We start from the raw sequence: 18030 nt of genomic DNA, 5'->3' as shown, positions 1-18030 counted from the left end.
TAGTGACGCTTAGACATGGAGGGAGCGATGGAAACCGCGAAAACCGAACAATCAGGTCGCCCGCAACCAAGCGGCTTGCAGCAACGCAAACGTCAACTGACTGTCGATGCCATCGTGCGCGCAGCGCAGCAGGGCATGCGTGAGTATGGCCTTGACGTGACTATGGACACGATCGCGGCGCTGGCGGAGGTGGATCGGCGCACGGTGTTCCGCCACTTCCCCACCCGCGAAGACATCATGAGCGCCGCCTTCGTCGCCATGCATGCCGATTACCTGCGCGACGTACCGCCCTACGCCGGTGAGGATTGGCAAGACTGGCTTGTCGAGGTGGCACGCTGGGAGCACCACACCTCGGCCCAGTTTCGCCGGCTCCTGTGGGACTTCCAGACGCGGCACTTGTCGACACGGATGGCCGCGGTCTTCGACAAAGAGCTACGGGCACATAAAGAAACTTGGGCCATGATCACGTCGACCCTGTGGCAGGCAGCCGGTGGCGACGGGCCTTCGCCAGAACTGTTGCGCCAAATCGTGAATACGCACCTCAGTCCTATGTTCACCCAGGCGGTGCTGCGCGACGCAGAGGGAACTGCCGACCTTGCCGCCGAATGGGCGACCACCGCGATCGCATCCACGCTGCGTCAGCTCCTCGGGGCCCAGGGGGTGGAGGCCTGACTGAGACCGGGATGCTATCCGGCAAGGTCGCGCTCGTCACCGGGGCAAGCCGTGGCATCGGGACAGCGGCGGCTCGAATGTCCGCCAGCCAGGGCGCGACCGTCGTGCTCGCCGCCCGCACGAGAGCGCGTTGAAGGCCGTCACCGCGGACATCCCCGGCGCCTCCTATGTCGTCACTCAGAAACGCGAAAAATGCTGAGTGAGTGAATAGTACGGCTTCTACCGTTAAGGCTGCATATTCGTTTTCGGCGTATTCAGTGGTACTGGGCGTGCGACGGCAGGAGTCACGTCCGGACCACCGTCGACAACATGGCCGTCTCAGAACCCTGGGTTTTGGCGCGACAACGAAAAGTCCCGCCGCTTATGTCGATACCTCGATGAGTTGTCGGGCGCTGTCGACCGATGTCCAATTGAGGTACGTCTCAACGTCCAGGGCGGCGAGACTACGCCATGCGCGGATCGCATGGCGCGTTAGTTCCACGATCGGGGTTGCCGTGGCCCCCTCCGTCGCAAGCGCGTGGGCCTGCAGGGCGTTTCCGGTTACAGCATCCAGCGTTGCCCCGTGGCCGGCGCTGACAACTGCGGTCGAATGATATGCGGCCCTTAGGGCATACAGGCCGGCGACGTGTAGGTTCGGTTTGCTGGCGCGGCAGGCGGTGCGAGCGGCCCGATCGGCGGCGTCCCAGGCGGCAATGGGTGGCATGCCGCCGGCGCCGACCGCACGGTGCAGTTCAGCGATGTTCAGAACCGCCTTGTCCGCAGCGCTCTTCGCGTAGCGAGCGGCGCACTTTGCGTAGCAAACGACACCCCATGCGGGGCTGGTCAGCAGTTCGGCCACCCAGGCATGAATGACAGTGTCGTCGACATCGGCGGTTCCCACGGTCTGCCAGCCGAGTTCGAGTGCCAGCAGGCTGTTTTCCGGCGACAAGTAGCCGTCAGGCCCTGCCAGCAGATCGTTACATAGTTGAACGAACGCGGACAGTGGACGAGCCGAACAGTCCGGGAAGTCGCTGATATGGGTGTCGCCGTTGATGTAGGAAATAACGTTCATCGCACACCCTTTACCCGATCCCGGCTGGTGTGATCCTTTGGCCAACCTCAATGGATGGGTGATCCTGTCGAAGTCCATGTGCGTGTCCTATCTGTAAGCATCGGAACGGTGACGGTGCGCCTCTGGGCGGCGCGGCGGCCATAATGCCACTCATTAGTGACAATATGCCACTGTCAAGTGGCATAAGTCAACTATCTAGCGACGTCACAACGGAGGTGCGGGATGCAAACCGCGATAGCTCAACAAACCAGGCCGCCCGCGACGGAGCGGCCTGCAGCGACGCAAACGTCCAGCGCCCATGACGAAGACATGCTCGCGTGGCATAACGACGCCATGGCGCGTATCGATCCGTATTCAATCGGCGGCGGATATGTCGGAGACTCCAACCTGTATGAGCACCCAGTGGCCGTTCTGCACCCGGACAGTGCCGCGCGCCTGGAAGAGCTGCGGAACAAGTACGACCCGGAGGGTCGCTTCGACAGCTACCCCACCGATCTTCCACCTGCGCGGCTCTAGAGACTTCCGCGCATCGGATAGCAGCAAGTATGACCACCGATAACGAAGTCGACGCGATCACGAACCCCCATCCGGATACGGGTCATTCGCCGCGCGGTCGAGTCCGTCGCAGACCGGGTCGGGCCGCTCGTGGATCTGCCGATCTTATGTTGACGGGCTGGACAACCTGCCCCTCGATGGCCGATTCCTGTTGGTGGGCAACGATACTCAGGCCGATGCAGAGACATTCTTGATCCCGTACTCAGTACGACGGCAGATTGGCACGCTGGTGCGGCCGACTATCAAGCAGCGCACCCAGCAAGCCCTCGAACAGACCTTGTCCGACCTCATCGCCGTTCGCAGCGCAGATGCGTACCGCGAACTAAATCCACTCACCCGGCGGCGGGCGGTCCAACCGCAATCCACGGCATAAGATGTTGATGCATCGCCGTTTATGCAGGATCACGCCGCCGTGCATCCGGCCCTGATGATCCTCGCGGTCACGGAGATAGCGGAGGTGAAGACGTGCTCTGCTCACGGAGTTTCATTCAGGTCTCCCTCGGTCCTGGACGCCGTCGTTTCGAGAAGTCGCAGCACTGAAATGACCGGCAGCGAGCACAGTGCCGAAATAGCGGCCATCGTCGCTGCGCTCGCGCCGACGGCGGCTGAACCGGTCACCGGGTTAGCGACGGCGGCCAGCAAACGTGCGGAAGGCGTTCTCGGGTCGAGCGCGGTGGCCTGGGCGGCCCAGCTGGCCGGCGAGGTCGCTGCCGGTATGCAGGCCAGACACCCCGACCACGCGGCGCCGGCTGACGATATCGCGGTTCAAGGCGAGATCCTGATACTGCGAATGTTATTCACGTTGGCCGGCGTCGACCAGGGCGATGATGAGACGGATTTGGCCGCCAAGACCCAAGAGTCGATCAGGCAGCTGGTCGCCATGGGGGTTCCGTTCGACCTGGTCGCCGAATCCCTACGGCTAGCAAACGAACTGGTGATACGAGCCCTACTCGACGTTGCCATCGCCCACCAGGCCTCAGCTGCAACACTCACCATGATCAGCCTGACGGTGACGCACTCGATCAACGAGATGCTCGACACCATGGCTAACCAATACCTGACAGAACGGCAGCGCTTTTCGTCCTCGGGGATAAACGCCCAACAGGAAATGATCGACATGCTCATCGCTGGCCGGCCAGTCGATCCGCGCTTGGTCAAGAGCGTCCTGAAAACGTCCATCGGCGATTACCACCTGGGGTTCGTGGTGTCGGGAACTGCTTCGTTACCGCTGGATCTCCCTACATTGCGGCACGCTGTGGAAGTCGTCAGGAACCATGTGCATGCTTCCGGGTTTGTCGTGCGGGAGAACGCAGACTCCGTCTGGGTGTGGGCCACATCCGCGCGGCCAGCTCTCCTTGACGAGGCCGACCCGGGGGTAGCGATCGGCGAAGCGGTACGGGTGGGTGTGGGATCCACACAACCGGATGCGGCGGGTTTTCGCCGAACACATCTCGAGGCAGCCGCCGCTAATCACTTCGGGCGTTTCCGGTCGGCTCGCCTCATCGAGTACAGCCAGCACGCGTTGCCCATCCTTCTCGGCATTGACCAGGAGAGGACCAAATGGTTCCTCGAGTCCGAGCTGGGCGAGCTGACCACGTCGAGCCCGCGCAATCGGGACTTGTTGAAGACCTTGCGTTGCTACTACGACTCCAGGCTGCGGGTCGCGGTCGCTGCCGAACGGTTACACGTTCATCGAAATACCGCGATCAGTCGATTGGCCACCCTCGAAACGATCCTCGGCCACCCGCTGGCCGAACGGATGGCAGAAATACAGGCTGCGCTCTCGATTCTTGATTTCGAAGACGACGGGCACGCAAGGTGAATACCGCCTGTTGGTTCCGATGACAGAACAGCTGACTACCGGAAGGGGTCGGTGTCCCGCCTGCAAGGGTTGAGACTCCACCCAGCGTCGGCTGACACCGATCCCATCCTTCCACCTGCTAGGTGGTCTGCGAAGACAGCGCGGCTTCGATCGCGGCCTCGTCGATCCACTTGCCGTGAAATCCCATCGGAACACGTTGATTGAGCTTCACCCGGGCGATCGGGGCGGCATCGAAGTGCTGTGCGTCATGGATCAGCAGTTCCGACAGGCGGGTAGCCGGATCCCACCACAGCGACAACAGCCACCCGTCGTCCTCACTGGCCGCTCCCTGGCGCGCAACGAATGTCGGTTCCGACGGTGAGATGAGTTCTGCGGTCGGGATCGTCAACGTCTGGCCGGTGCGGAAGTCGTGCTTGGCAAGTCCGTCGGTGAGCCACTCATCTCTGCCGCGGGTGGTGGCGTAGTAGCCGAAACGGTGCTCGCGCAGGGCGTAGTCGTCGTTGATCCGCGGGAACTCGCCGGCCACATCGGAGATCTGGTGATCGGTCAGCCGTCCGCTACCCAGGTCGATCTCCCAACGCCACGGCGTTGCCACGACACGGTCAAACCACTCGTTGAAGTTCTGCCCCGGCTGGATGGCCGCGATCTCGTCCTTGAGCCATCCGTACTGCTCCGACCGGTGACCGTCGACAACAATGCGGTCGCCGTCCTGATAGGCATTGTAAAAATGGGTCGCGGTGTAAGCGCCTCCGCCGTTGATCCAGGTCACCTCCCCCGTGTGGCGGTTGAGCACCGCGAACCGAGTTCCGTTGGACTGCTCGGGATCCCAGATTACGCTGGGTGCGCCGGTCATCATCGCCTCGGGGGCAAGAACGGTGGGACCGACAACGAAGACCGCATAGTCCTCGGTCGCGACGAAGTCATGCAGGAAGCAGGCCACACCCATGTCGAATTTGTAACTGTCGAGCAGCTTTCCGTGCGAATTGGCGTGATACCACCTCACCTCTGTCCCGTTGACCCCGTAGAACAGCATGTCCCCGTTGCCGGGGTCGCTCTTCCAATGCGCGGTGACCGCCCCGGAGATCGCCCCGTGGTAGTCATACATTCCACGGGTCTCCAGTGTGGTCGGATGCATCTCGTGCGGCAGGCCGCTTTCACAGAACACCAGCACCCGATCGTCGAAGAGCGTGACATTGGTGTTGGCGGGGTTCTTGATCGGCGGATCGAGCGAGAAGTCCGGCACGGAGCCGCCGTTCATGACGCTGCCGTAGACCGCCTTACCGTTGCGCTCCTCGACCAGGTAACCCGCGGTGCGCACCCAGCGATTGACCGTCTGGGCCTTGCCGTCACGAAGGAACAACCCGTAAACCATGCCGTCACCTTCGAACCAGTGATGGCGATCCGGCTGTAACGGGAGCACGTGTGGATTGGAACTCGTCCGGTACAAAGCGCCGTTGAGTTCGGGCGGGATCTGGCCGACCACCTCCAAATTGAAGGCGTCGGACTCCTGATGCCACGGCTCGAACGGGCCGTTCAATGACCTATTGTTGTATTTGAACATTTGAGCTTTCCTTGTCTCTGCTTACGTCCAGGCGGTATGCCCGGCTCCCTTCAACGATTTATGAGACGCAGGCCGCGGTCATCGGCCGGGCTGCACAACGTTGGACGCGGGCACTGGGCACTGTGCTCAAAACCGTTGCCGGCCCCGCGACAGCCTTGATAGCAGTACAGAAAATCCTCACGAGTGCCCTTGATTGCCCGGGAATGGACGCAGGAGCGTCTCGTTGAGCCAGCTCACGCAGCCGTATCTGTGGTGAACCAGAACGCGCGAGATTTGCGCAGCGAGGAAGCTTGGGTGGCAGTAGCGTTAGACGATGCCGATTCTGTTGCTGCACAGGTCTTCTGGGCAGATCACGCTGAGGCGCGCCGCATCGATGAAAACGCCCACGACTCTGCAACGGTTGAGACTCAACCAATGTCGGCTGACACCGATCCCATCCTTCCACCTGCTAGGTGGTCTGCGATGACAGCGCGGATTCAATCACTGCGCCGTCGACCCAGTTGCCGTGAAATCCCATGGGGACGCGCTGATTGAGCTTCACGCGTGCGATCGGGTCAGCGTCGAAATGCAGCGCATCATGAATCAACAGCTCCGATAATCGGGTAAACGGGTTCCACCACAAGGACATCAGCCACCCGTCGTCCTCACTGGTGGCGGACTCGCGGGGGACGAACACCGGCTCCGATGGCGAGATGAGCTCACCGTTGGGGATCGTCGTGGTCTGATCCCGCCGAAAGTCGTGCTTGGCTAGACCGTCGTAGACCCACTCATCGAGGCCCTGTGTCGTGGCGTAATAGCCAAAGCGGTGCTCACGCAGCGCGTAGTCGTCGTTGATCCGCGGAAGCTCACCCGCCACATCGGTGATCTGGTGGTCGGTCAGCCGTCCGGTACGCGGGTCGAGCACCCAACGCCACGGCTTTGCCACGACACTGTCAAACCACTTGTTGCAGTTCTGCCCGGGCTCGATGGCGGCAACCTCCTCCTTGAGCCATCCGAACCGCCCTGTCCGGTGACCGTCGACAACAATGCGGTCCCCGTCCTGGTAGCCATTGTAAAAATGGATCGCGGTGTAAGCGCCTCCGCCGTCGATCCAGGTAACCGCTCCGTTGTGGCGGTTCAGCACCGCAAACCGAGTTCCGTTGGACTGCTCCGGATCCCAGATCAAGCTGGGTGCGCCGGTCATCACCGCCTCTGGCACAGAAACGGCGGGATTGATGATGAACACCGCAAAATCCTCCGTCGCGACGAAGTCATGCAGGAAACAGGCCACACCCATGTCGAATTTGTAACTGTCGAGCAGCTTTCCGTGGGAATTGGCGCGATACCACGTCAGTTCCTGGCCGTTGACGCCATAGAACAACATGTCGCCGTTGCGGGGGTCGATCTTGCAGTGCGCGGTGACTGCACCAAAGACGTCGCCGTGATAGTCATAGGTGCCTCGGGTCTCCAACGTCGTCGGATCCAATGCGTGAGGACGGTCGGTTTCACAGAAGACCAGCAGCTGATCGTCGAACATCGTGACATGCGTATTTGCGGGGTTCTTGAAGGCCGGATCGATCGAGAGATCAGGTACGACGCCGCCGTTGAGCACACTGCCGTAGACCGCTTTACCGTTCTCTTCCTCTACTTTGAAGCCCGCGGTCTTGACCCAGCGATTCACAGCGTGCGCCTTGCCGCCGCGAAGAAACACCCCGTAAATCATCCCGTCACCCTCAAACCAGTGATAACGATTTCTATGCACCGGCGGCACGTGTGGATTGGAACTCGTACAAGGCCCCGTTGAGTTCGCCCGGGATCTCACCCACCACTTCCAAATCGAAGGTGTTGGCCTCCTGATGCCACGGTTCGAAGGGGCCGTTCAATGCCCTGTTGTCGTTGTCCCACATTGTTCTCTCCCGTTCCTCTGTCGTCCCAGACGGGAATCCCCGGCTCCCTTCAACGATTTACGAGACGCAGGCCACCGTCATCGGCCGGGCTGCACAACGTTGGACGCGGGCACTGGGCACTGTGCTGAAACCGTTCCGGCCCGGCGGCGACTGACCAACAATGACCTGCTGCTGTCGCGGCCCGACGGGACACGGTGGCCGGTGCGCGACTACTCGCGCGAGTTCACGGCCCAGCACAAGGTCGCGGGACTCACGGCGATCACGCTCGGCGCACGCCCTACCCACTGGCTCTCGCAGGTAAACCGCATAAATCGATCCGATATCGACTAGTGCAAGTCACTTTTTCTAACAGCAGTCACATCGTTAACATCACGCGATGCAGGACTTGTCGGTGAATTTATGCCTCCGGCGATCACGCCATATTCCCCGGCGCGAGGTATTGCGCTACGCCATCGCTATAACTGCACTGCCAGGGTTGTATGCCGCATCGGAAATTGGCACCGTCCCTGCGGCGGCTGCCGCCACTCCCAAACTGATCGACTTCGCCATGCGCCAAGTCCCAGCGGAGCACATTCGAGCTGCCGGCTACTCCGGGGTCATCAATTACGTTTCGCTATCGCGTCCCGGCTCATCCATGGGCGCCAAGCCGATCACCCGGCCTTACGCCGAGCAGCTGACCGCTGCCGGGCTAATGATCGTCAGCAATTACCAATACGGCAAGCCAGGCGGGACAGCGCCATCGGACTTCAGGCGCGGATTCGAAGGGGGTGTCGCCGATGCTCGCACCGCCTGGAAGCTGCATACCGCGGCGGGTGGCGGTCAGAGTGCCCCGATCTTCTTCAGCATCGACGAGGACATAAACCACGACACCTGGAACAATCTGGCACTCAAGTGGTTTCGCGGAATCAATTCGGTACTGGGAGTGCAGCGCACCGGCGTCTACGGCGGTTTCGATGTGTGCCAATGGGCCGCCGCCGACGGCGTTATCGGAACTTCGCGGACCCCCGGCCACCGGTGGGCCTGGCAAACCAAAGCTTGGTCCCACGGTCAGATCGACCCCGCCGCGGTTCTCTACCAACGCGTGGTAAGCACGGCGTCGAATCCAGGCCCAGTAGTCGGGGGACTCGAAGTCGACGTCAACGACGTCCTTGCCGAGGATTGCGGTCAGTGGAACCTACATCCCTGAGCCCGGTGCGGTTGGCCGCATCCACGTTGGTGAATGCGACAACGACGTATACGTGCTTGCGTCGCTACGCTGACGAATTCTGAGACTAGCGATAACTACACCACGCGCGGACTGCGTCAATCTTGTGGAGCTCAGGGGACTCGAACCTGGTTCCGACCCATTGCCAGCACTGAGTGATCGACTTCTTTGCGGCGCGGTGGAAGTGGAGCCGACGGCACGCTCGCGTAACTGCGTGATTCGTTAGCCGGTCGTCGGAGCATCCGTGCCCGTGAGCAGCGCCTCAACCGCCGGGCGCAGGCATGCCACAAGGTCATCGACGCTGGCCTGCTCGACCGCGGAGAACTTCAGCACGTAACGGGTGATCGCGGTGCCCATCGTCAGCGCTCCGATCAGCTGACCGCGCAGTTCGGTCAGGTCGTCGCTCGGCATGCCGAGCTCAGAGGACCGGCGAATCATCGCGTCCAGATTGAACAGCTCGAGCGCCTCCTCGGCGCTTTCGTCGTGGGTAAGCATGGACCGCAGCGTGGATGCCGTGGCCTGCGGATGCGCGTCCATGCGCTCAAACACCGCGCGCACCAGTCGGTCGGCGAGCCCCTCGGCTGGACCCACCACCACCTCCGCCATGTCCAGGTCTATTTGCGAGGCGGCCCTAAAGAGCCCCTGCTTGGTGCCGAAATGCTGCATCACCAGCGACGGATCGCAGCCCGCCCGCTCGGCGACCGCCCGGATGGTCGCCTTCTCGTAGCCGCGTTCGGCGAATTCGCCACGGGCGGCCTGCAGAATCGCCGCTCGGGTTCGCTCGCGCCGCTGGGCCCGCGATGTCGTCGTCGATGTGGCCAACGTCACACTCCTATTCACTGAACGCCCGTTGAGCGAAATGCCCTCGGCGCCTACGCTAACTCTACAGGCGTTGAGCGAACGAGTCGCCCGCCAGCCTGCTAACCGACAGGAGCCACGTCATGACCAAGTTTTTTCCTCGCAGTCCGCAGATGTCCGCCCGGGAGGCGCCCCCACGTTTCGAAGCAGACCAAGAGAAGGCAGGTAGCAGAATGACCACAATCCCCTTGCGGCTAGCGCATTCTGACGAGGATTACCGCATGCTCGGGCTGCAACCCGGCAAGGTCAGTGCCAGTGAAGGTCGCATGCATGTCGACGGCAGTCCTGGGTCGTTTGAGTGGTGGTTCATGAAGGCCGAGCTTGCCGAGTGCACGGTCGCACTCGGCATCATCACCGCACCGGCGTTCATGGGCGAGCTCGGGTTGCTGCCGTGTGCACAGCTTCTCCTCACGTTTCCCGACGGCACCGTCGTCGAGAAGTCCGAGCAGCTCACCGCAGAGGACTTCGAGTCGTTCTCCAACGATGTTTGCAGTATCGGAGCGGGCAAGAGCCGGTTCCAAAGAGTGAACGACCGTTGTTATTGTGCACATTTCGAAGCCGACGGGGTCATCGCCGACATCGATCTCACACCGAGCGCGCCCGACTGGCGGCCCGAAACGGGTCACATCATCTTCGGTGAGAACGACGAGCATTACTTCGGGTGGGCCATACCGGTACCCACGGGGGACATACACGTCGTCATCCGCGGTGAGGGGCTGAACATAGACAGCCACGGCGACGGATACATCGACCGCGGCTGGATGAACCAACCGCTGGGCCAATTCCTTCACAACTGGAATTGGTTTGAGGGGAAGTTCGACGACTACACCGTTCTGGCGGTCCACATGACATTCGAGGAGGAATACGGCTACCCCGACATGCCATTCTTCATGGTCTATCGCGGTGCAGAACTCCTCGCCGGCGGTCCGGGAACCCAGAACGCCCACCACATCACCTATACCGTCAACGGAACCCATGTCGACGCCGTCACCGCAAAGCCCGTGCCCGACGGATTCGCCTTCGAGTACCGCGACGGTACGACCCGATTGACGCTGTCGGTACGAAACGAGACCCCCACGCAGAAAGTCAACTGGGACGACCTGCTGCCGGGATCCGAAGAAGACAAGTCCCGTTCATCGGTCCACGGGGGCGCGGTGCTGCGCTTCACCGGACCGGCAGAACTCACCCACTACGAACACGACCAGGTGGTCGCGTCGGTGCGCGTGCCGACCGGTCCGTTCTACGAACTCATGTACATGGGCACGTCGAGGTAAGGACCAGTCCGATTGACACCGCCAAACCCGCAGAGGTCTCCCAAGCCGACTGGGCAGCCGCCGTTAAACAGCAGACCCAGGAATCACTCGAACAGATCCTGGCAGACCTCATGGAAATCCGCCGCGGCGATCCCTATCGCGCACTACAACTACTGGCCCGGCGTGCTGCGACCGAGACGCCATTGAGTTCTGCCGCGACAGCCGCACTCTGAGAGGAAGTTTTCATGACCACCAACGACAACAAGAAACCCATTCCCCGCAACATCCTCATATTTGGGGCAGCCGCACATATCGGTCGGCCGCTTGCCCATTTTCTTCGTAAGGAGGCGCCCGAGATCGGGCTGCGTCTGGTAAGCAGCAGCCCTGAACGCATCGACGTTCTCCAGCGCGATTTTCCGAACGCCGAAGTCGTCAGCGCCAACTTCTTTGACCTGCAGTCGTTGGAACTCGCCGTGCACAGCATCGAAGGAATCTGGGTACTGACTCCCGGCGGGCTGGACGAGGGGCCTGCCATGACCAACTTGGTTGCGGCTGTTAAGAAATCGGGTACCGCCGTTCACATCTTACGCGGTCTGGGACTACAGCCCGAAGCCAATCCGCGGCGCATTCCGCATTCGATCCGCGAGGCAGGGGTCGGACTTCCGGTCCAGCATCCGATCGCGAAAAAGATACTCGACGAGAGCGATCTGCCCGTCACCTATCTCAACTTCGGCGCCACGTTCACGGACAACTTCTTCTGGATGAAGCAAGGACTGGTATCTGAGCGGAAACTCATCTGGCACAACCGGCTGATTCCTTTCATCGATCCCCGGGACATCGCCGAGGTGGCGGGCCGCTTGTTCCTCTCTGACAATCACCGCCACATCGGTCAGTTCCACACCTTGAACAACGGACATGACCTGATGCGTTTCAGCGATGTTGCCGAAGTGATGAGCGACGTGTTCGGCCAGAAGATCACCCACGATGGCAGCAAGGAGGCGTTTTTCAACGCGTACGCGCACCTGGGCGAAACCCGACAGGTGTTGTGGGACTTCTTCGAGTACGAGAGAGCAAACGAAGTCGTCTGGGCGCGAAACGATTTCGTCGAGCGCATCTTAGGACGCCAGCCGATAACAGTGCGCGCCTGGCTCCAGGAACATGCACGCGACCTCCTAACATGAGCACCCTCCTAGACCACGACCGCCCAGTGACGTCAGCGTCGACGAGGTGGGTGAGGCAGCAACTGTCGTCAGCGTTGTCGCCAAAACTGTCGTCAGCTCACGGCACGAAACGGCTCCGCTTCCTCATACCGGCAATACCTGTGTTGCCGATCCGCTGTGTCAAGGGTGGGGACGCCATGACGCAGACACGCCAACAACGCCCTTTACTCGACTGATCAGCAAGCCAGACACTTCGAAATGGATGGATGGCGGTTGACGAGAGTGCGTGGCGTCGCCGGCGGTCGTGCACGGATAGACGGCATCGGAACGTTGCGGGTAGCCAAAATGGAATCGGGGATGGTGAACCCGTCCTATCCCGCAGCCTCGGCGGCGACCGCCAAGAGCGGCAGGTACTCCGATCGCGTCATCGCATCTGTGAACGTGAAACGCACCGGCGACCCTTTCGGCTCTGGCTCGGCATCGATCTTGATGCCGTCATCCCTGGCGTTTGCCAGTGGTTCTCGGGCTGATGAGCAGCCCTTGACTGGTTACCAGGACACTGGAGCCGGGTCCGCGCAGTTCGGCGTGGGTGGTTGTCTTTCGTCCGTCGATGTCAAGGATGTGGCCGTGCACGGTCAGGGGCGTGTCGATGGGCACGGGTTGGTGATAGTCGACCTCCATTTTCGCGGTGCGGCTGAACGCTCTTCCGGCGGCGTGGATGACCATTCCGTAGATGAGGTCGAAGATCATTGGGAGTGTGCCCCCGTGGACCACAGAGCGAGCGCCAACGTAGAAGCGGCTGTACTCGACGGCGATCTCGACACCGTCGGGTTCGAAACGCGTGATCGTCCACGGTGGCATGAGCAAGCTGCCCGCGCCGGGCAGGCTTGGCACGCGACCGGCCAGGCTCGCACCCTCGGCTGCCTCATGAGGACCCAACAGGTCGATGAGTTCGTCGACTCGCTGCGCGGCGTGAACGAAGACGTCGTCTTCAGGGGCTGCGCTGACCGCCAGGTCTTGCAGTGTGCGCATCCCGGCCACGAAGTGGCTAAATCCGGGTCCGGGTTCGGTCAACCGAAAGATCGGCGGCGACGCCTCAGCGTTGTTGCCTGACGCATTGCTCATGCGCTCAGTCCCTATGGGTGGATCGGGCAGGTGGTTGCGCGCCCGGAACAATTGCCATGGTCATTCCTTCTGCTCGGTTTACCGACGCTGGCACTCTTTGCTACAACTCGGAGGTCACACGCGGTTGGCGCGTCAAGCAGCACCGCAGGTGATCGACAACCTCGTCGGCAACCTTGTCGATGGGCAGCGCGCGGTCGGTGGCGATCCAGTCGGTGAGCCAGACTTGCAGGGCCGAAATCACCAGCGAGGCAACAACTGCCGGACGCAATGCGCTGATCTCCCCGGCCTCGATAGCGGCCTCCGCTGCATGGCTGATCATCTCCATGCCGGTACGCCACGCCTCGCGCTGTCCACCGCGCCCGGCATCGATCAAGGCCGACGCGGTACCCCAGCTCAGTCCTTCGTGAAGATGCAGTGCCAAGAAGTGAGGATGGGCGGCAAAGAACTCAATCTCAGCGCGCGCACCGAGCAGAATCTTCTCCAGCGGTGAGTCGATGGTCGCGGTGCGCGTCAACACGGCGTCGACGAACTCGGTCATGCGAAGGGCATTGAGCGCATCCCACAGTTGGTCCTTACCCGTGAAGTGTTTGTACACCGTCGCCAACGAAACCCCCGCTGTCTTGGCGATGGCGCTCACCTTGGCGTCGGTGAACCCGGTACGGGCGAATTCATACTCGGCGGAAGCCAGGATCTGTTCGTGGTACATCGCGCGCCGTGCATCATCGAGGCGGGCGACGGGTGCACCAGATATCGGCTGGTCCACGGGTTTGCCTCCTTTCGTTGCGAGATGCTTGTTGCCTCCGCGGAGACCATGTTACCTTGGCCTAGTAACGATGATTACTGATAGAAAAACGACAGTTACTCACCCGGAGGGGGTACGCCCCGTGACTACGTCCGAGGTCACCGAGCGGACGACTGCGGAACCCATTACCGCCAAGCTTCCACCGTCCCGCACGCTGCGAGTGCTGTGGATCGTCGCGTTCGGTTCGTTGGCGCTGTCCTTCCCGCTCTACAGCCACCTGGCGTTCAGCGGGGCAAACCGTGTGACCGTCGCTCACGCGATGGCGGTGCAGGCGACACTCGCATACTTCCTGGGCATCTTCGCTGCGCTGCTACCCATCCCATCGCTGAAGAACTGGACACGATTCCAGCGCGCCCAGGCCGTGGTCCTTCCCTTCGTCATCTGTTCGTATGCAACACATTTGACCTGGGAATTGGGTTGGATCATCCTCCACAAAGCAATCCCCGGTGCCCGCAACGCCGCCTGGGCCTATCCGTGGTGGAACTACATCGATGGTGGCGACGTGCGCTACCTGCACGCCGAACCCAGTTTCATGATGATCGAGGTGCTTTCGGTCATCAACGCGTGCGTCGGGGTCACCGGGCTCATCCTTTTGTTCCGGTCGAAGTTCACCAACAACAAGGGCACGTTGCTCGTCATGTCAACAGCAGTTACCCACACCGTGCTCACGTGGTATTACTACGGGACCGAGATACTCAGTGGATTCGTCTCCGTCAACACCACGAGCTTTATGGACTTCGGCGTGAAGTTCATTCTTCTCAACGCCCCGTGGCTCATCGGCCCCTGGTTCGTCCTGCTTTGGGGATATCAGCTGTTGAAACGCCAGTTCGCCAACGAGGCAGTGTCGCTGGCCAGCATTTGAATGCAGTTCGCCGGGGCGATGTGCGCACTCCATAGCCCCCCGATAAGGCGCTTGGCGACAATCGAATATGACTAGGGGCGGAGCCACGGGTGGCGTCGAGTGACGCGGCTTGCAGTCCGGGACGGCGTAAGTACTGCTCCTCACTTTCCATTGCGATGGAGTTTGATATAGGCGGTCAGCACTTCGACCAATGCCTGCCGATCCCTGGAAGTATCCAGTGGCGCCGATGAAACAAGCTGTGCCACAACGATTCCCCGTAGAGTCGCCCAGATCAGATTGCCGATCTCTGTGGCATGCTGTGGATCCAGGCCTTCACCGAGGTGCTGACCCAGTTCGGTCAGCCGGTTCATCACCTCGGCGAGATATCTATTGACGGCCTCCGCACGCCCGGCGCGAGTGGAAATCAGAATCTCCAGTGCCGCCATCGACGTGCGGCTCGAGAACGCTTGCCACGCAGCGTCGATGACAGCTTGCGTACGCTGCTCGATCGGCAGGCCGTCGATCGTGGCCGGCAGTCCATCCAGGGCGTCGACAAGTTGACCAAAACCTTCGTTCACAACGGCGATGAGCAGCGCATCCAGGTCACCGAAGTGATACTGCACGACGCCCCACGTGACGCCGGCCCGTTTGGTGATACGGCGGACACTCGGTGCGGCAAAGCCCTCATCGAGTATGTAGTTGACGGTTTCATCGATGACGGTTTGCCGGGTCTGCTGCGCCCGCAACTGGTTACCGCCTGGCGGCCGCCGGGGTCCGATCGGCATGCCTGTTATGTCACCACATCACGCCACGGGTGTGGTCGAGCGGACGCAGGTCGTGGGCGGCGAGGATTCCGGCAGGTGCGCGGCAGACCGCTTCGATGGCGTTGATCGGCCGCGCCGCGGTGGCGATCACACCGCCCTGGTTGTGATCGGTTCCTCTTCGGCCGACGTGGGTATTGATCTCGATGCCGGGATCACCCTCAACGATGACGCGGTGTACGCCTGGGCGACCGTCGGGTGGATACGGCCATTGCGGTGCAGCGATTTCGGTCAACCGGTTCACATGCTCCATCGTGATCACGACCTTGCCGTCACGGATTCCCTCGACACCGAAGCGTACGGCTGCGACCTTGCCCGGCGCGACGTCCATCATCGTGCAGGAGATCGGTTCGGGGGTGGCCCACTTCTCGTGACGCTCGCGCACCTCGTCGAGTTCGACACCCAGGTCCGCGGCCAGGCTGCGCACCTGAATCCCCCACATCGACGCAAGTATCCCGGGCGCAAACAGAATGGGATCGTGTTGCGGGTCGGTACCGAAGCCAAAACTGACGCCGGTGAATTCGGCGTCGTCGTAACTGCCGTAGTCGCAGATCTCTTGGACCGTCACCGCGGTTGCCCGCCCGGCCAGGCTCAGCGCCGTATAGACCAGCGTGTCACCGGAGTAGCCGGGATCGATTCCGTTGATGTAGAGCGTGGAGTTACCATCCCGACAAGCCTTTTCGAGTGGATCACGCAGCCACTCGTCGGTGAAATCCGGCGCGACCAGCCAGACGAACGACGACCCCACGACGTTGGTACCGGCCCGCAGGAACCGCGCGACGTCGTCCATCGCCTCCTGCGGGCGAGTCTCGGCCTGTGAGGTGTACATCACGCAGTCGGCGTTCAGCGCCACCAACGCGTCCACGTCGTCGGTCGCGATCACTCCGACAAGGTCGCTTAGCCCGCACAGGTCGGCCGCATCACGGCCGATCTTGTCGGCGCCGGCCGCATGCACACCGACCAGCTCCAGGTCGGGGCGCTCGATGATGGTGCGCAACGCGTGAACGCCCACATTGCCGGTGGAGAACTGGATGATCCGCCGGACCATTGGATCCCTCCTTACAACAGATCGGTAATGGTCTTCAGGCCTGCGTCGTACAACACTCCGGGCAGCATTCCGCCGTCGATCTCGATCGTGGTGCCGTTGACGAAATCGGCTGCGCCGGAAGCCAGGAACACACAGGTGCGGCCGACCTCTTCGGGTTCTCCCCCGCGGCGCATCGGAACGTTTGCGAAGTACTCGCTACCGGTGGGATCGTCTTTGGGAAGCACGTAGGACCGGAAGTTCTCGGTGATGGTCGGCCCCAGCGCGACGCAATTGACCCGGACGATGGGGCCCCACTCCTGAGCCAAAGAACGCGTCATCTGGTTGAGTCCGGCTTTGGCGGCCCCGTAGGACACCAGAGTCGGAGAACCCGCGGGGTGTCCGGCCCCGCTGGAAATGTTGATGATGCAACCCACGCCGTCCTGGGTCTTCATTTGCCGATAGGCACGAATCGCAAACCACAGCGGGCTGATCAGATTCATTTGCACAGCAAACGCGTGGAACAGGACGCTGCGCTCGTAATCGTCGTCACTGTCCGGCGCGCCCTGGATACGGGACACCAGCGCAGGGACCGCGTCGACCGACGGTGACGGTACAGTGCCGCCTGCGTTGTTGATCAGGATGTCCAACCGGCCGTACGTCTCTGCGACCCATTGCACCAGTTCGTCAATGGCACCGTAATCGACTTGGTCACAGACCATTTGGGCCGACCGCTGTGCCCAGTCGGGATTGGCCTCAGTGCCGGGTAATCCGTCCAGGGGCGATCTCGAGCAGCCGACGACGGTTGCTCCCGCCCGCAGCAGTTCATGCGCGATGCCTACCCCGACGCCGCGGCTGGTGCCGGTGACAAGCGCGACTTTGCCATCGAGTTCGCCCACTTTGGTCTCCGTTCTGGCTACGGAAGGTCGGTCGACAACAATGTCAGAGGCAGCAGCCCCAGCACTGACATTTCGATCTCGTCGAGCTGCCATCCGTCTCCGGCGCGGTGCTGCCGGAAATTGGTGACTGCTCCGTAGCGGTGTGCGATCTGCTCCGCCGCCGGCGCGTCATCGACACGCAGAGCCAGGGTGAACACCCCGTCACCGTGGTTGTCGAGGAATTGCCGCACCGGATTGTCGCTGTCCGGCGCCGTCGGCGTGACCAACTCCAGCCCGCGGTCCCAGTCGAGCATCACGCGCAATCCGACATCCCCGAGATCGAACTCGTCGAAACGAAACCCGAGGTCGGCGAACAACTGCGCCGTACGCGCCAACCGTTGCGGGGCGATGGCGAGCACGGCGTGATGCAGGTTCGGTCGCGGGCGGGATTCGGCCACGCCAGAAGATTACACGTGTTATTTTTCGACGGCGGGGGATTCGGGCAGGGTGAGGAGAA

The 18030-nt window shown here is 61.7% G+C and carries 18 protein-coding genes and 1 pseudogene; 8 read left to right on the top strand and 11 right to left on the bottom strand.

Going from position 1 to position 18030, the window contains the following annotated elements; translation table 11 throughout:
- Positions 1-27 precede the first annotated feature (27 nt).
- The gene (locus A5764_RS09315; RefSeq protein WP_197501260.1) at positions 28-672 is read left to right on the top strand and encodes a TetR/AcrR family transcriptional regulator; all 645 of its coding nucleotides are present in this window, start codon (positions 28-30) and stop codon (positions 670-672) included.
- Between the two features lie 11 nt (positions 673-683).
- Positions 684-794 (top strand): annotated as a pseudogene (locus A5764_RS28830) (SDR family NAD(P)-dependent oxidoreductase); the annotation flags it as partial.
- A gap of 239 nt (positions 795-1033) precedes the next feature.
- Here the strand turns inward: A5764_RS28830 and A5764_RS29320 are convergent.
- Positions 1034-1801: a hypothetical protein gene (locus A5764_RS29320; protein WP_067112027.1), complete on the bottom strand. Its 768-nt coding sequence runs from the start codon at positions 1799-1801 to the stop codon at positions 1034-1036.
- Positions 1802-1945: 144 nt separating this feature from the next.
- Between A5764_RS29320 and A5764_RS09305 the strand changes: the two genes are divergently transcribed.
- Entirely contained in the window at positions 1946-2239 is a 294-nt protein-coding gene (locus tag A5764_RS09305; RefSeq protein ID WP_156664588.1) for a hypothetical protein, read from the top strand.
- A gap of 580 nt (positions 2240-2819) precedes the next feature.
- Entirely contained in the window at positions 2820-4100 is a 1281-nt protein-coding gene (locus A5764_RS09300; protein WP_197501256.1) for a CdaR family transcriptional regulator, read from the top strand.
- Positions 4101-4218: 118 nt separating this feature from the next.
- On the opposite strand, the gene A5764_RS09295 is transcribed toward A5764_RS09300, so the two are convergent.
- The 3 genes from A5764_RS09295 to A5764_RS28820 form a co-directional block, all read right to left on the bottom strand.
- Entirely contained in the window at positions 4219-5661 is a 1443-nt protein-coding gene (locus A5764_RS09295; protein WP_067112018.1) for a carotenoid oxygenase family protein, read from the bottom strand.
- A gap of 448 nt (positions 5662-6109) precedes the next feature.
- The gene (locus A5764_RS09290) at positions 6110-7363 is read right to left on the bottom strand and encodes a carotenoid oxygenase family protein (RefSeq protein WP_067112016.1); all 1254 of its coding nucleotides are present in this window, start codon (positions 7361-7363) and stop codon (positions 6110-6112) included.
- A 31-nt stretch (positions 7364-7394) separates the two neighbouring features.
- Complete coding sequence (locus A5764_RS28820) at positions 7395-7547, bottom strand: hypothetical protein (protein WP_197501253.1); 153 nt, start codon at positions 7545-7547, stop codon at positions 7395-7397.
- Between the two features lie 376 nt (positions 7548-7923).
- On the opposite strand from A5764_RS28820, the gene A5764_RS09280 reads away from it, so the two are divergent.
- Entirely contained in the window at positions 7924-8733 is an 810-nt protein-coding gene (locus A5764_RS09280) for a DUF1906 domain-containing protein (protein ID WP_067112009.1), read from the top strand.
- Between the two features lie 240 nt (positions 8734-8973).
- Here A5764_RS09280 and A5764_RS09275 read toward each other — a convergent pair whose 3' ends face one another.
- Positions 8974-9573, bottom strand: a complete 600-nt coding sequence (locus tag A5764_RS09275) for a TetR/AcrR family transcriptional regulator (protein ID WP_067112298.1) — start codon at positions 9571-9573, stop codon at positions 8974-8976.
- Between the two features lie 257 nt (positions 9574-9830).
- Here A5764_RS09275 and A5764_RS09270 point away from each other — a divergent pair, with 257 nt between their 5' ends.
- Together A5764_RS09270 and A5764_RS09265 are read left to right on the top strand one after the other, a co-directional pair.
- Entirely contained in the window at positions 9831-10883 is a 1053-nt protein-coding gene (locus tag A5764_RS09270; protein ID WP_156664587.1) for a hypothetical protein, read from the top strand.
- A 224-nt stretch (positions 10884-11107) separates the two neighbouring features.
- Positions 11108-12043, top strand: coding sequence for an NAD(P)H-binding protein (locus A5764_RS09265; protein ID WP_067112001.1), 936 nt, complete (start codon positions 11108-11110; stop codon positions 12041-12043).
- A 474-nt stretch (positions 12044-12517) separates the two neighbouring features.
- On the opposite strand, the gene A5764_RS09260 is transcribed toward A5764_RS09265, so the two are convergent.
- A complete protein-coding gene (locus A5764_RS09260; RefSeq protein ID WP_067111998.1) occupies positions 12518-13147 on the bottom strand; it encodes a PaaI family thioesterase in 630 nt (209 codons plus the stop codon).
- Between the two features lie 100 nt (positions 13148-13247).
- On the bottom strand, positions 13248-13910 hold the full coding sequence (locus A5764_RS09255; RefSeq protein WP_231989656.1) for a TetR/AcrR family transcriptional regulator: 663 nt from the start codon (positions 13908-13910) through the stop codon (positions 13248-13250).
- Between the two features lie 121 nt (positions 13911-14031).
- On the opposite strand from A5764_RS09255, the gene A5764_RS09250 reads away from it, so the two are divergent.
- On the top strand, positions 14032-14811 hold the full coding sequence (locus tag A5764_RS09250; RefSeq protein ID WP_067111992.1) for a hypothetical protein: 780 nt from the start codon (positions 14032-14034) through the stop codon (positions 14809-14811).
- Between the two features lie 140 nt (positions 14812-14951).
- Here the strand turns inward: A5764_RS09250 and A5764_RS09245 are convergent, their stop codons facing one another.
- The 4 genes from A5764_RS09245 to A5764_RS09230 are packed head-to-tail and all read right to left on the bottom strand — an operon-like array spanning position 14952 to position 17971.
- On the bottom strand, positions 14952-15575 hold the full coding sequence (locus A5764_RS09245) for a TetR/AcrR family transcriptional regulator (RefSeq protein WP_067111989.1): 624 nt from the start codon (positions 15573-15575) through the stop codon (positions 14952-14954).
- Between the two features lie 10 nt (positions 15576-15585).
- Positions 15586-16659, bottom strand: a complete 1074-nt coding sequence (locus tag A5764_RS09240; RefSeq protein WP_067111985.1) for a dihydrodipicolinate reductase — start codon at positions 16657-16659, stop codon at positions 15586-15588.
- Positions 16660-16670: 11 nt separating this feature from the next.
- Complete coding sequence (locus A5764_RS09235) at positions 16671-17534, bottom strand: SDR family NAD(P)-dependent oxidoreductase (protein ID WP_067111982.1); 864 nt, start codon at positions 17532-17534, stop codon at positions 16671-16673.
- Between the two features lie 17 nt (positions 17535-17551).
- Complete coding sequence (locus A5764_RS09230) at positions 17552-17971, bottom strand: hypothetical protein (protein WP_082951618.1); 420 nt, start codon at positions 17969-17971, stop codon at positions 17552-17554.
- Between the last annotated feature and the right edge of the window lie 59 nt (positions 17972-18030).

Origin of the sequence: Mycobacterium sp. 852002-51057_SCH5723018, from assembly GCF_001667035.1 — a bacterium.
Taxonomy (GTDB): domain Bacteria; phylum Actinomycetota; class Actinomycetes; order Mycobacteriales; family Mycobacteriaceae; genus Mycobacterium.
Note: the sequence above shows the minus strand (reverse complement) of the source record. Positions and strands in the feature narration are given on the sequence as shown.

What these genes read in the sequence shown, in the direction of transcription:
- A5764_RS29320 (WP_067112027.1), bottom strand. Translation starts at nt 1,801, where the DNA reads ATGGACTTCGACAGGATCACCCATCCATTGAGGTTGGCCAAAGGATCA.
- A5764_RS09240 (WP_067111985.1), bottom strand. Translation starts at nt 16,659, where the DNA reads ATGGTCCGGCGGATCATCCAGTTCTCCACCGGCAATGTGGGCGTTCAC.
- A5764_RS09295 (WP_067112018.1), bottom strand. Translation starts at nt 5,661, where the DNA reads ATGTTCAAATACAACAATAGGTCATTGAACGGCCCGTTCGAGCCGTGG.
- A5764_RS09265 (WP_067112001.1), top strand. Translation starts at nt 11,108, where the DNA reads ATGACCACCAACGACAACAAGAAACCCATTCCCCGCAACATCCTCATA.
- A5764_RS09305 (WP_156664588.1), top strand. Translation starts at nt 1,946, where the DNA reads ATGCAAACCGCGATAGCTCAACAAACCAGGCCGCCCGCGACGGAGCGG.
- A5764_RS09280 (WP_067112009.1), top strand. Translation starts at nt 7,924, where the DNA reads ATGCAGGACTTGTCGGTGAATTTATGCCTCCGGCGATCACGCCATATT.
- A5764_RS09245 (WP_067111989.1), bottom strand. Translation starts at nt 15,575, where the DNA reads ATGCCGATCGGACCCCGGCGGCCGCCAGGCGGTAACCAGTTGCGGGCG.
- A5764_RS09315 (WP_197501260.1), top strand. Translation starts at nt 28, where the DNA reads ATGGAAACCGCGAAAACCGAACAATCAGGTCGCCCGCAACCAAGCGGC.
- A5764_RS09300 (WP_197501256.1), top strand. Translation starts at nt 2,820, where the DNA reads ATGACCGGCAGCGAGCACAGTGCCGAAATAGCGGCCATCGTCGCTGCG.
- A5764_RS09270 (WP_156664587.1), top strand. Translation starts at nt 9,831, where the DNA reads ATGCTCGGGCTGCAACCCGGCAAGGTCAGTGCCAGTGAAGGTCGCATG.
- A5764_RS09290 (WP_067112016.1), bottom strand. Translation starts at nt 7,363, where the DNA reads ATGATTTACGGGGTGTTTCTTCGCGGCGGCAAGGCGCACGCTGTGAAT.
- A5764_RS28820 (WP_197501253.1), bottom strand. Translation starts at nt 7,547, where the DNA reads ATGTGGGACAACGACAACAGGGCATTGAACGGCCCCTTCGAACCGTGG.
- A5764_RS09260 (WP_067111998.1), bottom strand. Translation starts at nt 13,147, where the DNA reads ATGAGCAATGCGTCAGGCAACAACGCTGAGGCGTCGCCGCCGATCTTT.